Annotated in this window: 13 protein-coding genes; all 13 read left to right on the plus strand. The window is 43.5% G+C overall.

Annotated features, from left to right (window positions below; translation table 11 throughout):
- Positions 1-78 (plus strand): EF-Tu C-terminal domain-related protein (locus GW828_RS00005; RefSeq protein WP_273059934.1); only part of this gene is annotated, 78 nt, incomplete at its 5' end.
- A 268-nt stretch (positions 79-346) separates the two neighbouring features.
- Positions 347-718: a preprotein translocase subunit SecE gene (gene secE, locus GW828_RS00010; protein ID WP_011635627.1), complete on the plus strand. Its 372-nt coding sequence runs from the start codon at positions 347-349 to the stop codon at positions 716-718.
- A 10-nt stretch (positions 719-728) separates the two neighbouring features.
- Positions 729-1,280: a transcription termination/antitermination protein NusG gene (nusG, locus tag GW828_RS00015; protein ID WP_124017699.1), complete on the plus strand. Its 552-nt coding sequence runs from the start codon at positions 729-731 to the stop codon at positions 1,278-1,280.
- A 128-nt stretch (positions 1,281-1,408) separates the two neighbouring features.
- Positions 1,409-1,837: a 50S ribosomal protein L11 gene (gene rplK / locus GW828_RS00020; protein ID WP_124017698.1), complete on the plus strand. Its 429-nt coding sequence runs from the start codon at positions 1,409-1,411 to the stop codon at positions 1,835-1,837.
- Positions 1,838-1,841: 4 nt separating this feature from the next.
- On the plus strand, positions 1,842-2,543 hold the full coding sequence (rplA, locus tag GW828_RS00025) for a 50S ribosomal protein L1 (protein WP_124017697.1): 702 nt from the start codon (positions 1,842-1,844) through the stop codon (positions 2,541-2,543).
- A gap of 274 nt (positions 2,544-2,817) precedes the next feature.
- Complete coding sequence (rplJ, locus tag GW828_RS00030) at positions 2,818-3,318, plus strand: 50S ribosomal protein L10 (RefSeq protein ID WP_124017696.1); 501 nt, start codon at positions 2,818-2,820, stop codon at positions 3,316-3,318.
- 54 nt (positions 3,319-3,372) lie between these two features.
- A complete protein-coding gene (gene rplL / locus GW828_RS00035) occupies positions 3,373-3,738 on the plus strand; it encodes a 50S ribosomal protein L7/L12 (RefSeq protein WP_124017695.1) in 366 nt (121 codons plus the stop codon).
- A gap of 234 nt (positions 3,739-3,972) precedes the next feature.
- Positions 3,973-8,004: a DNA-directed RNA polymerase subunit beta gene (rpoB, locus tag GW828_RS00040; protein WP_124017694.1), complete on the plus strand. Its 4,032-nt coding sequence runs from the start codon at positions 3,973-3,975 to the stop codon at positions 8,002-8,004.
- An 82-nt stretch (positions 8,005-8,086) separates the two neighbouring features.
- On the plus strand, positions 8,087-12,313 hold the full coding sequence (gene rpoC, locus GW828_RS00045) for a DNA-directed RNA polymerase subunit beta' (protein ID WP_273059930.1): 4,227 nt from the start codon (positions 8,087-8,089) through the stop codon (positions 12,311-12,313).
- Between the two features lie 177 nt (positions 12,314-12,490).
- Positions 12,491-12,865, plus strand: a complete 375-nt coding sequence (gene rpsL, locus GW828_RS00050) for a 30S ribosomal protein S12 (protein WP_101033703.1) — start codon at positions 12,491-12,493, stop codon at positions 12,863-12,865.
- 82 nt (positions 12,866-12,947) lie between these two features.
- Positions 12,948-13,418 carry a 30S ribosomal protein S7 gene (gene rpsG, locus GW828_RS00055; protein WP_011635636.1) on the plus strand — a complete coding sequence of 157 codons (471 nt, stop codon included), beginning with the start codon at positions 12,948-12,950 and terminating at the stop codon, positions 13,416-13,418.
- A 79-nt stretch (positions 13,419-13,497) separates the two neighbouring features.
- Positions 13,498-15,594 carry an elongation factor G gene (gene fusA / locus GW828_RS00060; RefSeq protein ID WP_124017692.1) on the plus strand — a complete coding sequence of 699 codons (2,097 nt, stop codon included), beginning with the start codon at positions 13,498-13,500 and terminating at the stop codon, positions 15,592-15,594.
- A 69-nt stretch (positions 15,595-15,663) separates the two neighbouring features.
- Positions 15,664-15,794 (plus strand): GTP-binding protein (locus GW828_RS00065; protein ID WP_273059936.1); only part of this gene is annotated, 131 nt, incomplete at its 3' end.

Below are 15,794 nucleotides of genomic sequence, written 5' to 3' on the forward strand. Positions count from 1 at the left end.
GACGACGGTTTACGTTTCGCTATCCGTGAAGGTGGCCGTACAGTTGGTGCAGGTGTTGTAGCTAAAATCATCGCGTAATAGCGACTTTAGTGAACACTAAAAAAGGAAGCTTAGGCTTCCTTTTTTATTTTTAGGGTAAAGATAGCAATAAAAATCGATTTTTTGATTGATTTGTTAATCTTACTTTACCTGTATTGTTGCGAACAAAGCTGAATAAGAATACAATCTATGGCCGATTTTTGACCCTGTGCTTATGCATTTTCCGGGAAAGTTCGGAAATGTGGATTTGGTGAATATGTTGTTTACCAAGCTAAGCCCAGGTCGTAGTGAGTAACGGAATTAACCGATGACAACAAATACTGAAAACCAGAGTAATTCTTTGGATATCGTTAAGTGGGGCATAGCAGCATTGCTTATTGCTACTGCTGTTATAGGCAATCAATTTTATGCAGATGCTAATGTTGTAGCTCGTGTTGCTGGGGTAATTATTGCCTTTGCTATTGCAGGTATCATTGCACTGCAGACAAGTAAGGGAAAGCAGGCGCAATCTTTTGCTCGTGAAGCACATATTGAAGTGCGCAAAGTCGTTTGGCCAACTCGCCAAGAGGCGCTAAACACTACCTTTATTGTACTTGCAGCTACTGCAGTAATGGCATTAATCCTTTGGGGATTAGATGCTATATTGTTACGAGTAGTCAATTTAATTACTGGCGTATAGGCATCTGAAAATGACTGAAGTTACAGAAGCGAAAAAAAGATGGTATGTGATCCAAGCCTTTTCAGGCTATGAAGGCCGTGTGCTTAAAACACTGCTGGAACATATCAAAATGCATAACATGGAAGCATACTTTGGTGAGATTTTAGTTCCTACTGAAGAAGTTGTTGAAATGCGTGCAGGTCAACGCCGTAAAAGTGAACGCAAATTTTTCCCTGGTTATGTATTGGTCCAGATGGAAATGAACGATGACAGCTGGCACTTAGTCAAAAGCATTCCACGTGTAATGGGCTTTATCGGTGGAACATCGGATCGCCCTGCACCGATTTCTGACAAAGAAGCTGATGCAATTCTTCAGCGTCTACAAGATACTGTTGAGTCTCCAACTCATCGTATTATGTATGAGCCTGGTGAAGTGGTTCGCGTTTGTGACGGTCCATTTGCTGACTTTAACGGTACAATCGAAGAAGTCGATTATGAAAAGAACCGTATTAAAGTTTCGGTGATGATTTTCGGTCGTTCAACACCAGTAGAACTCGATTTTAATCAAGTCGAAAAGAGCTGATTAAAATAACTACAAATATATATTGTTTGCGGGTGCGTATTTTTATATAATTCGCACCCGTTGTTTTCAGGGGAGCGTATTGGCATGTCGCCAAGATGCGTTTGAACCCAAATAGAGGAAATGTCGACATGGCAAAGAAAATTGAAGCTTATATCAAGCTACAAGTAGCAGCCGGTGCTGCAAACCCGTCTCCACCAGTTGGACCTGCTTTAGGTCAAAAAGGTGTGAACATCATGGAATTCTGTAAAGCATTCAACGCTCGTACTGAAAAGTTCGAAAAAGGTATGCCGATTCCTGTTGTTATCACTGTATATAACGACCGTTCTTTCACTTTTGAAACTAAGACTCCACCTGCATCTTTCTTATTGCTTAAAGCAGTAGGTCTGAAATCAGGTTCTGGCCGTCCTAATACTCAAAAAGTAGGTACTATTAAGCGTAGCGCAGTTCAGGAAATTGCTGAATCTAAAGCCGCTGATATGACTGGTGCTGATATTGAAGCGATGACTCGCTCAATTGAAGGTACTGCACGTTCAATGGGTTTGGTAGTAGAGGACTAATATAATGGCAAAGCTAACTAAGCGCGCTCGCGTTATCCGCGAAAAAGTTGATGCAACAAAATTGTATGACATCAGCGAAGCTGTAGTACTTTTACAAGAATTAGCGACTGCTAAGTTTGTTGAAAGTGTTGATGTAGCTGTTAATCTAGGCATCGATCCTCGTAAATCAGATCAAAACGTGCGTGGTGCTACTGTACTTCCACATGGTACTGGTCGTGATGTTCGTGTTGCTGTATTCACACAAGGTGCAAACGCTGAAGCTGCTATCGCTGCTGGCGCAGAACTTGTGGGTATGGAAGATTTAGCTGAAAAAGTTAAAGCTGGCGAAATGAACTTCGACGTGGTTATCGCATCTCCAGATGCAATGCGCGTTGTTGGTATGTTAGGTCAAATTTTAGGCCCTCGTGGTTTAATGCCTAACCCTAAAACTGGTACAGTAACGCCAAACGTTGCTGAAGCAGTTAAGAATGCCAAAGCAGGTCAAGTTCGTTACAGAAACGACAAAAATGGTATTATCCACACAACTATCGGTAAAGTTACATTCACTACTGAACAGTTGAAAGAAAACTTAGAATCGTTAGTGTCAGCACTGAAAAAGGCTAAGCCTGCAGTTGCTAAAGGCATTTACGTGAAAAAGATTAGCATCTCTACCACTATGGGTGCAGGTGTAGCTATCGACCAGGGTTCTCTGGACGAAGTTAAGTAATATACAAAGCGCGCGTATTAGTCTATAATGCGCGCACTTTGTGGGTTGAAGCCGCTTTTATACATAAGTGAATCATTTTTTGTATATTAGAGCCGGTTTCCGTCCAAGACCGCAGGTGTTAATCGTAAGGTTAACTTAATTTCCAGCGTAGACGGTGTCAGGCCCCAGCTAAATTTTTTTACTGGAAAATCTGCACCGTAAGTAACTAAACACATTTGTGTTTAGTTTGGTAAATTCTAGGGAATTCCCTAGGTAGAATCCAGGAGTAAAGCCAATGGCATTAAGACTCGAAGACAAACAGGCAATTGTGGCTGAAGTCAACGAAGCTGCCAAAGGTGCACTTTCTGCAGTTGTTGCCGATTCACGTGGCGTAACTGTAGGTGCTATGACCGGTCTGCGTAAAGCTGCTCGCGAAAATGGTGTGTTTGTACGTGTAGTACGTAACACTCTTGCTCGTCGTGCAGTTCAAGGTACAGCTTTTGAGTGCCTAGCAGAAACGTTCACTGGCCCAACTTTAATAGCTTTCTCTAACGAGCATCCAGGTGCTGCAGCGCGTCTTTTAAAAGACTTCGCTAAGGGTCAAGCAAAATTTGAAGTTAAAGGTGCAGCTTTCGAAGGGATGTTTATCCCTGCAGCTGATATTGATCGTTTAGCGAAACTACCAACTTACGACGAAGCACTAGCTCAGTTGATGATGACTATGAAAGAAGCATCTGCTGGCAAATTCGTACGTACATTGGCCGCCCTTCGCGATCAAAAACAAGACGCCGCTTAATTATAAGCAGGCAGCTTAATAAAATTGAATTCAGAACAATAGGAAATATTTCTAATGTCTATCACTAAAGACCAAATGTTAGAAGCTTTTGCAGCAATGTCTGTAATGGAAGTAGTTGAACTAATCGAAGCTATGGAAGAGAAATTCGGCGTTTCTGCTGCTGCTGCAGTAGTTTCAGGCGGCGGCGATGCTGTTGTTGCTGAAGAGCAAACAGAATTTGACGTAGTTCTTACTTCTCATGGCGAAAACAAAGTTGCTGTTATTAAAGCACTTCGTAGCGCTACAGGTTTAGGCCTAAAAGAAGCTAAAACTATGGCTGAATCTTCTCCAATCGCAGTTAAAGAAGCTGTGTCTAAAGAAGAAGCTGCAACTCTTAAAGCTGATCTAGAAGCCGCTGGTGCTTCTGTTGAAGTTAAGTAAGCTATAATTTAGCTTGCATCACCCAAGTAATTGGGTGAAGGCTGGCGGTTTTTTAACCGTCGGCCTTTTTTGCGCTTTATGCGCAGGCGATTTTTTTTCACCGTTTGTCGCCAGTTTTAGCAGTCCCTAGCAGAGATTACTGGTTAGGTTCTTGCCATCAACGGTGATGGGCAAACGTGCTGATTTAATTAAATTATTTCAGTCTTGGTCACATCTCGTAAGCAGAGGAAACCCATGGTTTACTCCTATTCTGAAAAGAAGCGTATTCGCAAAGACTTTGGTAAGCGTCCAAAAGTTTTGGACATCCCTTATTTATTGTCTATCCAGTTAGACTCTTTTAAGAAGTTCACCGATCAAGACCCTACGGGTGAGCGTGGCTTAGAAGCTGCATTCCGTAGCGTTTTTCCTATCAAGAGCTTTTCTGGCTATTCTGAGCTGCAATATGTCAGCTACAAGCTAGGTGAGCCAGTTTTTGATGTGAAAGAATGTCAGATCCGCGGTGTTACTTATTCGGCACCACTACGCGTTAAATTACGCATGGTGTTGTTTGACCGTGAAGCTGCTGCTGGCACTGTTAAAGACATTAAAGAGCAAGAAGTCTACATGGGTGATATACCTATGATGACTAATAACGGTACTTTCGTTATTAACGGTACTGAGCGTGTAATCGTGTCTCAGTTACACCGTTCTCCAGGTGTGTTCTTTGATCATGACCGTGGTAAAACCCACTCTTCTGGTAAGGTGCTGTATAACGCACGTATTATTCCTTACCGTGGTTCATGGCTTGACTTTGAATTTGATCCTAAAGATGCTCTATTCGTTCGTATTGACCGTCGTCGTAAATTACCGGCTACTATCATTTTACGAGCGCTTGAATATTCTACTCAAGATATCCTCGATTTATTCTTTGAGCGTATCGAGTTTAAGATTAAAAAAGACTCATTAGTGATGTCACTAGTGCCTGACCGCCTACGTGGTGAAACTGCTGGCTATGACATTAAAGATGCTGAAGGCTCTTTATTAGTTGAAGCTGGTCGTCGCATCACTGCGCGTCACATTAAGCAACTTGAAAAAACCAACACGACTGAGCTAGAAGTGCCAGTAGATTATATTGTTGGTAAGTATGCTGCTCAAGACTACATCGATGAAGATACCGGTGAAGTTTTAGTGACCGCAAACAGCGAGATTACCTTAGAAGATTTAGCTAAGTTATCACTTGCTGGTATTAAGAATATTGATACTTTGTTTATCAATGATCTTGATCATGGTGCTTATATTGCTGACACATTACGCATAGATTCAACAACTAACCGCTTAGAAGCTTTAGTTGAAATCTACCGTATGATGCGTCCTGGCGAGCCACCAACCAAAGATGCTGCTGAAGGTTTATTCCAAAACCTATTCTTCAGTGAAGAACGTTATGACTTATCTAAAGTAGGTCGTATGAAGTTCAACCGTCGTCTTGAGATTGCAGAAGACGAAGGTAACGGTGTGTTGTCTAAAGAAGACATCGTATCTGTTATGAAGAAAATCATCGAAATCCGTAATGGTTATGATGAAGTCGACGATATTGACCACTTAGGTAACCGTCGTATTCGTAGCGTTGGTGAAATGGCTGAAAACCAGTTCCGTGTTGGTTTAGTCCGTGTTGAGCGTGCTGTTCGTGAGCGTCTATCTTTAGGCGATTTAAACGAGCTAATGCCACAAGACTTGATTAACGCTAAGCCAATTTCTGCGGCAGTGAAAGAATTTTTTGGTTCTTCACAATTGTCACAGTTTATGGATCAAAACAACCCGCTATCAGAAGTGACGCATAAGCGTCGTATTTCTGCGCTTGGCCCAGGTGGTTTGACTCGTGAGCGTGCTGGTTTCGAAGTTCGTGACGTACATCCAACTCACTACGGTCGTTTATGTCCAATTGAGACCCCTGAAGGTCCAAACATTGGTCTAATCAACTCGTTAGCAAGTTTTGCGCGCACTAACTCTTACGGCTTCCTAGAAACACCTTACCGCAAAGTGGTTGATGGTGTGATTACTGATGATGTTGAATACTTATCAGCAATCGAAGAAGGTCGTTATGTTATTGCTCAGGCTAACATCGAAGTTGATGCTGATGGCCGTATGGCAGAAGAACAAATCGCTTGTCGTCACAAAGGTGAGTCTACCTTTATGCGCGCAGCCGATGTTCAGTATATGGACGTATCTCCACAGCAGATTATTTCTGTTGCAGCATCATTAATTCCGTTCTTAGAACACGATGATGCTAACCGCGCATTGATGGGTGCAAACATGCAACGTCAAGCAGTACCTACTTTACGTGCTGATAAGCCGTTAGTCGGAACGGGTATTGAACGTACTCTTGCTGTTGACTCTGGTGTGGTTGTAGCTGCTAAACGTGGCGGTGTGGTTGATTATGTTGATGCTAGCCGTATCGTAGTTAAAGTAAATGAAGATGAGCTACACGCAGGTGAAGCCGGTATCGACATTTACAACCTAACTAAATATACCCGTTCAAACCAAAACACTTGTATTAACCAACGTCCTTGTTGTTCTGTTGGTGAGCCAGTGGTTCGTGGCGATGTATTGGCCGATGGTCCATCTACCGATTTAGGTGATTTGGCGCTTGGTCAGAACATGCGCATCGCGTTCATGCCTTGGAACGGTTATAACTTCGAAGATTCGATCTTAATTTCTGAGCGCGTAGCGCAAGAAGATCGTTTTACTACTATCCATATTCAGGAGCTTTCTTGTATTGCTCGTGATACTAAATTGGGTAGCGAAGAAATCACTGCTGATATTCCAAACGTAGGTGAGTCTGCTTTATCTAAATTAGATGAATCAGGTATCGTTTATATTGGTGCAGAAGTGAAGGGTGGCGACATTCTTGTGGGTAAAGTTACACCTAAGGGTGAAACACAGTTAACTCCAGAAGAGAAACTACTCCGAGCTATTTTTGGTGAAAAAGCGTCTGACGTTAAGGACAGCTCATTACGTGTTCCTAACTCAGTCAAAGGCACCATCATCGACGTACAGGTATTTACCCGTGACGGCGTTGAGAAAGATAAGCGTGCGCTTGAAATTGAAGAAATGCATGTTCGCCAAGCTCGTAAAGACTTAGGTGAAGAGTTCAAGATCCTTGAAGAAGGCGTATTGGGCCGTGCACGTAACTTGTTATTGTCTGTAGGTTATTCTGAAGCTAAGTTAGCTGAGATCCCACGTAAAGACGTATTAATCCAAGTTATCGACGATGAAGCAAAACAAACTGAATTAGAGCAGTTAGCTGAACAGCATGAAGAGCTTAAAGCAGACTTCGATAAGACATTTGAAATCAAGCGTCGCAAGATCACCCAAGGTGATGACTTGGCACCTGGTGTATTGAAAATTGTTAAGGTTTACCTTGCAGTTAAACGTACTATCCAGCCTGGTGACAAGATGGCAGGTCGTCATGGTAACAAAGGTGTTATCTCGAAGATTTGTCCTGTTGAAGACATGCCATACGATGAAGAAGGTAATCCTGTAGACATCGTACTTAACCCATTGGGCGTACCTTCGCGTATGAACATCGGTCAGGTACTTGAAGTCCACATGGGCGCAGCAGCTAAGGGTATCGGTAATAAAATTACTGCTATGCTTGAAGAGCAGCGTGAAATTGCCGAACTTCGTGGTTACATCAAACAAGTTTACGAATTAGGTGATGACGTGCTTCAACGCGTTGATATCGATTCGTTTACTGATGATGAAGTTGTGCGCTTGGCTACCAACCTTAAAGGTGGTATTCCAATTGCTACACCAGCATTCGACGGTGCTAAAGAGAAAGAGATCAAGCAAATGCTTGCTCTTGCAGGCTTACCTGAGTCTGGCCAGTTGACGTTATGTGACGGCCGTACCGGTAACGAATTTGAGCGTAAAGTAACCGTTGGTTACATGTATATGCTTAAATTGAACCACTTAGTTGATGATAAGATGCACGCTCGTTCTACGGGTTCGTACAGCTTAGTGACTCAACAACCATTGGGCGGTAAAGCTCAGTTTGGTGGTCAGCGTTTCGGTGAGATGGAAGTGTGGGCACTTGAAGCATATGGTGCTGCTTATACTCTACAAGAAATGCTAACAGTTAAATCAGATGACGTTAACGGTCGTACTCAGATGTATAAAAACATCGTCGACGGTAACCATCAGATGCAACCTGGCATGCCTGAGTCTTTCAACGTATTGTTGAAGGAAATTCGTTCACTTGGTATTAATATCGAGTTGGACCAAGAGTAAGCATCGCACTTAAGCAATGTTTGGTAACCAAGGGTGCTTTGCAGCAGCAAAGCACCTGGTTTAACTCCTTCAGGAGAGAAACGTGAAAGACTTATTAAAGTTTCTTAAACAGCAAAGTAAGACTGAAGAATTTAACGGTATTAAAATTGGTTTGGCCTCGCCAGATCTAATCCGTTCTTGGTCTTTTGGTGAAGTAAAGAAGCCAGAAACCATTAACTACCGTACATTCAAGCCTGAGCGTGAAGGTTTGTTTTGTGCGCGTATCTTTGGTCCGGTTAAAGATTACGAATGTTTGTGTGGTAAATACAAGCGTTTGAAGCACCGTGGTGTTATTTGTGAAAAGTGTGGCGTAGAAGTTACCCAGACTAAAGTGCGTCGTGAGCGCATGGGTCACATTGATCTGGCTAGCCCAGTTGCCCACATTTGGTTCTTAAAATCACTTCCGTCACGTATTGGCTTAATGCTAGATATGACGTTGCGTGATATTGAACGCGTACTGTATTTCGAATCATTTGTTGTTATCGAGCCTGGTATGACCACGCTTGAGCGCGGCCAAATGCTGACCGAAGAAACGTATCTTGATGCGTTAGAAGAATACGGTGACGAGTTTGAAGCTAAAATGGGTGCTGAAGCAGTTCTTGAATTGTTACGTGCTATCAATTTAGCTGAACAGATCGAGCAAATGCGTGAAGAGTTGCCTTCAATTAACTCTGAAACCCGTCGTAAAAAGGTGACTAAACGCCTTAAATTGATGGAAGCATTCTTCACTTCTGGCAACAAGCCAGAGTGGATGATCTTAAAAGTATTACCGGTTCTTCCACCTGATCTACGTCCATTAGTGCCGTTAGATGGTGGTCGTTTCGCGACATCAGATCTTAACGACCTTTACCGTCGTGTGATTAACCGTAACAACCGCTTAAAGCGTCTGTTAGATTTAGCTGCGCCTGACATTATTGTACGTAACGAAAAACGTATGTTACAAGAGTCAGTTGATGCGCTATTAGATAACGGTCGTCGCGGTCGTGCTATTACCGGTTCTAACAAGCGTCCGCTTAAATCTCTTGCTGATATGATCAAGGGTAAGCAAGGTCGTTTCCGTCAGAACTTACTTGGTAAGCGTGTTGACTATTCAGGCCGTTCGGTAATTACCGTAGGTCCTACTTTACGTCTGCATCAGTGTGGTCTTCCTAAGAAGATGGCGCTTGAGCTATTCAAACCATTTATTTACGGCAAGTTAGAAGCGCGTGGTTTAGCGACGACTATTAAAGCTGCTAAGAAAATGGTTGAACGCGAACAGGCTGAAGTATGGGATGTGCTAGACGAAGTGATTCGTGAACATCCAGTAATGCTTAACCGTGCACCAACACTTCACAGACTAGGTATTCAAGCATTTGAACCTGTACTGATTGAAGGTAAAGCAATTCAATTGCATCCGTTAGTTTGTGCGGCATACAACGCCGACTTCGACGGTGACCAAATGGCGGTTCACGTACCATTAACGCTTGAAGCTCAGTTAGAAGCTCGTGCGCTAATGATGTCAACCAACAACATTTTGTCACCTGCTAACGGTGAGCCAGTAATTACGCCGTCTCAGGACGTTGTATTAGGTTTGTACTACACCAGCCGTGAATGTATTAACGGTCGCGGTGAAGGTATGGCATTCGCTGATGTGTCAGAAGTAGAAAAAGCCTACGCTACTGGTGTTGCTGAACTACATGCTCGCGTTAAAGTGCGTATTACCGAAACCAACATCGCAGAAGATGGCGAAAGAACGAAAGCAACTCGTATCATTGATACGACTGTTGGTCGTGCTCTTTTATCATTAATTTTGCCTGAAGGCTTATCGTATGATTTGGTTAACCAAAACATGGGTAAGAAACAGATTTCTAAGCTGTTGAACACTTGTTATCGTCAACTAGGTCTTAAAGATACTGTTATCTTTGCTGACCAATTGATGTATACCGGTTTCCGTTTTGCAACCATTTCTGGTGCCTCTGTGGGTATCGATGACATGGTTATTCCTGACGAGAAATACACCTTAGTTGCAGACGCTGAAGCTGAAGTGCTTGAAATTCAAGAGCAGTTCCAGTCAGGTCTTGTAACAGCTGGTGAGCGTTACAACAAAGTAATCGATATCTGGGCAAGCGCGAACGAAAAAGTCTCTAAAGCCATGATGGAAAACTTGTCTACTGAGACAGTGATTAACCGTGATGGTGTACCTGAGCAACAAGCTTCGTTTAACAGCATCTATATGATGGCTGACTCAGGTGCTCGTGGTAGTGCTGCACAGATCCGTCAGCTAGCAGGTATGCGTGGTTTGATGGCTAAGCCAGATGGCTCAATCATCGAAACGCCAATTACGGCTAACTTCCGTGAAGGTCTAAACGTACTTCAGTACTTTATTTCTACTCACGGTGCGCGTAAAGGTCTTGCCGATACAGCATTGAAGACAGCTAACTCGGGTTACTTGACTCGTCGTTTAGTAGACGTTGCACAAGACTTAGTTGTTATTGAAGATGACTGTGGTGTTGAGCATGGTCTAACAATGAAACCGCTTATTGAAGGTGGTGATGTTGTTGAGCCATTACGTGAACGTGTTCTAGGTCGTGTGGTTGCGCTTGACGTAATGAAGCCAGGTACAGATGAAGTGCTTGCTCCACGCAACACACTTCTTGATGAAGCATGGTGTAATACGTTAGAAGAACACAGTATCGACGAAGTCATTGTACGTTCTGTTATTACCTGTGACACAGACTTTGGTGTGTGTGCGGCATGTTACGGTCGTGACTTGGCTCGTGGTCATATTATTAACCACGGTGAAGCGATTGGTGTTGTTGCGGCGCAGTCTATTGGTGAACCTGGTACACAGCTAACCATGCGTACGTTCCACATTGGTGGTGCGGCATCTCGAGCTTCTGCAGAAAACAACGTTCAAGTTAAGAACGCGGGTTCTCTGAAGTTACACAATGCTAAGCATGTTTCAAATATCGACGGTAAGCTTGTAATTGTTTCTCGTTCTTCTGAGATAGCTATCATCGATGAGCTAGGTCGTGAGAAAGAGCGCTATAAAGTACCTTACGGTACCGTATTAGAGAAATTGGAAGAAAGTGAAGTTGCAGCTGGCGAAATCATCGCAAACTGGGATCCACATACTCACCCAATTATTTCTGAAGTTGCCGGTAGCGTGAAGTTCGTTGACATGATCGATGGCGTAACTATGACTCGCCAAACTGACGAGTTAACGGGTTTATCTTCTGTTGTGGTGCTCGATGTTGGTGCGCGTACTTCAGCCGGTAAAGAATTGCGTCCAGCTATTCGCTTAGTTGATGCCAATGGTAACGACTTAATGATCCCTGGTACTGAAGTACCAGCTCAATACTTCTTACCGGGTAACGCGATTGTGTCGAAAGACGATAACGCGAAAATCAACGTTGGTGATCCATTAGCACGTATTCCACAAGAATCGTTTAAAACTCGTGACATCACCGGTGGTCTACCACGTGTTGCTGACTTATTCGAAGCGCGTAAGCCGAAAGAGCCTGCAATTCTTGCAGAAATCTCAGGTACTATCTCGTTCGGTAAGGAAACTAAAGGTAAGCGTCGTCTAGTGATTACGCCAGCCGATGGTAGTGATCACTATGAAGAGATGATCCCTAAGTGGCGTAACTTAAACGTGTTCGAAGGTGAAAAAGTCGAACGTGGTGAAGTTATAGCAGACGGCCCAGAAGCGGCACACGACATTCTTCGTCTTCGTGGTATCCACAACGTAGCAAACTACATTGTGAACGAAGTACAAGATGTTTACCGTCTACAGGGCGTTAAGATCAACGATAAGCACATCGAAGTTATCATTCGTCAAATGTTACGTAAGTGTTTGATCACTTCAACAGGCGACACTGAATTCTTAGAAGGTGAGCAAGCAGAAGTTTCACGCGTGAAGATTGCTAACCGTGAGTTAATCGCTCAAGGTAAAACACCTGCAACGTTTGAACGTGAATTACTCGGTATTACCAAAGCGTCTTTGGCTACTGAATCATTCATCTCTGCAGCATCGTTCCAGGAAACCACTCGTGTGTTAACTGAAGCGGCCGTTGGCGGTAAGAGCGATCCATTACGTGGTCTGAAAGAAAACGTAATCGTTGGTCGTTTGATCCCAGCTGGTACTGGTTATGCTTATCACAAGACCCGTAACGAAGAACGCGCTAAAGTGTTAAGTTCTCGTGGCAAAGTAGCAGCTACAACTGTTACTGCAAGCGAAGCTGAACAGAACCTAGCAGATCTACTAAACTTGGCCGGTGGCCAAGATTAAGTTAGTTTTTTGTTAAAAAAAGGCGCCATTGGCGCCTTTTTTATTGGAATTTGCATGAAAAGTTGGCTATTTCTTGACAGATTGCCATTACCTTTCTAAAATTCCGCGTCCCACCATTGTGGGATATAGATTTTTCACACCTAATTGTTGAGCTTGAATCAACTGTCGGAGCTATACATGGCAACTGTTAACCAGTTGGTACGTAAGCCACGCGCGCCAAAAGTCGAAAAGACTAATGTGCCTGCGTTGAACGCGTGCCCACAAAAACGTGGTGTTTGTACTCGTGTGTACACTACAACACCTAAAAAACCTAACTCTGCACTACGTAAAGTAGCTCGTGTGCGCTTAACTAACGGTTTCGAAGTAACTTCGTATATCGGTGGTGAAGGCCATAACTTGCAAGAGCACAGTGTAATCCTAATCCGTGGTGGTCGTGTTAAAGACTTACCAGGTGTGCGTTACCACACTGTTCGTGGCGCATTAGACTGTGCTGGCGTGACTTCACGTCGCCAAGGCCGTTCTAAGTACGGTGCTAAGCGTCCTAAGTCTTAACGTATCCCGTTTAAGTAAGGCCAAGCTAGTATTTATTTGACATTCCAGTTTTGGAAATACCTGAAGCATACGGAGAATTAATATGCCAAGACGTCGCGTTGTAGGACAACGTAAAATCCTACCAGATCCAAAGTTTCACAGTGAGTTGTTGGCTAAGTTCATCAACGTCATCATGCAGGACGGCAAAAAGTCGACTGCAGAAAAAATCATTTACAAGGCACTAGATGTTGTCGCTGAAAAGAAAAGCGAAAATCATTTAAGTATCCTTGAAGCAGCTCTTGATAACGTTCGCCCATCAGTCGAAGTTAAATCTCGTCGCGTTGGTGGTTCTACTTATCAAGTACCATGTGAAGTTCGTCCAGTGCGTCGTAACGCACTAGCGATGCGCTGGTTAGTTGAAGCTGCTCGCAAACGTGGTGAAAAATCTATGGCTTTACGTCTAGCAGGTGAAATGCTAGATGCGTCTGAAAACAAAGGTACTGCGGTTAAGAAGCGTGAAGACGTGCATCGCATGGCTGAAGCTAACAAAGCCTTTGCTCATTACCGTTGGTAATATGATGGAGCGGACTTCGGTCCGCTCCATATTGTTGATATTGCTAAAACCAAAAGTTTTAGCTGAGAGGGTATAAATAGTGGCTCGTATAACCCCAATTGAGCGTTATCGAAATATCGGTATTGTTGCTCATGTGGATGCAGGTAAAACTACCACAACAGAACGTGTTCTGTTCTATACCGGTATGTCTCATAAAATCGGCGAGGTGCATGACGGCGCCGCCACGACAGATTGGATGGTACAAGAGCAAGAGCGTGGTATTACTATCACCTCTGCTGCAGTAACAACTTTTTGGCGCGGTATGGAAGCTCAGTTCACTGAACACCGTATTAATATCATCGATACCCCAGGTCACGTAGACTTCACTATTGAAGTCGAGCGTTCATTACGTGTTCTCGATGGCGCTGTAGTAGTATTCTGCGGCTCGTCAGGCGTTGAACCACAATCTGAAACCGTATGGCGTCAAGCTGATAAATACCACGTTCCGCGTCTGGTATTTGTTAATAAGATGGACCGTGCAGGTGCAGATTTCGACCGTGTAATAAATCAAATTCGTAATCGCCTTGGTGCGACTTGTGTACCAATTCATTTAAATATTGGTGCAGAAGAGAACTTCAAGGGTGTTATTGATTTAATTAAGATGAAAGCCATTAACTGGTCTGAAATAGATCAGGGGATGACATTCACTTATGAAGACATTCCTGCAAATCTAGCAGCAAAAGCGGCAGAGATGCATGAGTATCTCGTGGAAGCAGCAGCTGAAGCCTCTGATGAACTGATGAACAAGTACCTTGAAGAAGGTGAGTTATCAGAAGTCGAGATCAAAACAGCGTTGCGTCAGCGCACAATTAACAATGAGATCGTATTAGCAACTTGTGGTTCTGCATTTAAGAACAAAGGTGTGCAAGCGGTTCTCGATGCGGTAGTTGACTTCTTACCAGCGCCTAATGATGTACCTGCAATTACCGGTATTGATGACAGCGAAAACGAAGTTAAACGCCCACCCGATGATAATGCCCCTTTTGCGGCCTTAGCATTTAAAATTGCGACTGATCCATTTGTTGGTACACTGACCTTTATCCGCGTGTATTCAGGTGTGCTTGAATCAGGTTCTGGTGTTTATAATTCTGTTAAGCAGAAACGTGAGCGAGTAGGGCGTATTGTGCAAATGCACGCAAACGACCGAACAGAACTGAAAGAAGTACGTGCTGGTGATATAGCGGCTGCTATCGGTCTTAAAGATGTAACAACCGGTGATACTCTCTGCGATAATGATCACAGAGTGATTCTTGAGCGCATGGAGTTCCCTGAACCTGTAATTACCATTGCCGTTGAGCCTCGTTCAAAAGCCGACCAAGATAAAATGGGGATTGCGCTGCAAAAATTAGCAGCGGAAGATCCATCATTCAAAGTTGAGACTGATGACGAATCGGCACAAACACTGATATCTGGTATGGGCGAATTACACTTAGACATTATCGTTGACCGTATGCGTCGCGAGTTTGGTGTAGAGTGTAACGTAGGTAAACCACAGGTAGCCTACCGTGAAACAATTCGTTCTAAAGTTGAAGTGGAAGGTAAGTTCATACGTCAATCTGGCGGACGTGGTCAATTTGGTCATGTTTGGTTAAGAATTGAACCTCTCGAAGAGGGTTCTGGCTATGAATTTGTTAACGAAATAGTAGGCGGTGTAGTTCCTCGTGAATTCATTCCTGCCGTTGATAAAGGTATTCAAGAACAGATGAAAAACGGCGTTTTAGCCGGCTATCCTGTACTTGACGTGAAAGTCAGTTTATTTGATGGTTCATATCATGATGTGGACTCGAACGAAATGGCATTCAAAATTGCAGGTTCTATGGGCTTTAAACAGGGGGCGCTTGAAGCGTCTCCGGTGTTGCTCGAACCTTGTATGAAAGTAGAAGTGACTACACCTGAAAATTATATGGGCGACGTAGTGGGTGATTTAAACCGCCGTCGTGGCATAATCGAAGGTATGGACGATGGCATCGCAGGTGTTAAACTTGTCCACGCAGTAGTGCCTCTATCTGAAATGTTTGGTTATGCAACTGATTTGCGCTCTGCATCTCAGGGTCGTGCTTCATACTCTATGGAGTTCTTGAAGTACGCAGATGCACCGCAAAACATTGCAAAAGCGATTATAGAATCTCGTAACTAATATTGGTTACGGCATCAATGTTATATTGCTCGAATTAATCGAGCACTTCTGAAAAGAAAGGAATATATCGTGGCAAAAGCTAAATTTGAACGTATTAAGCCTCACGTAAACGTGGGCACCATCGGTCACGTTGACCATGGTAAAACAACTTTAACAGCAGCAATCTCTGCCGTTTTGTCTAAAACTTATGGTGGTGAAGT

The sequence above is a fragment of the Shewanella vesiculosa genome (assembly GCF_009994065.1).
Classification (GTDB): Bacteria; Pseudomonadota; Gammaproteobacteria; order Enterobacterales; family Shewanellaceae; genus Shewanella; species Shewanella vesiculosa.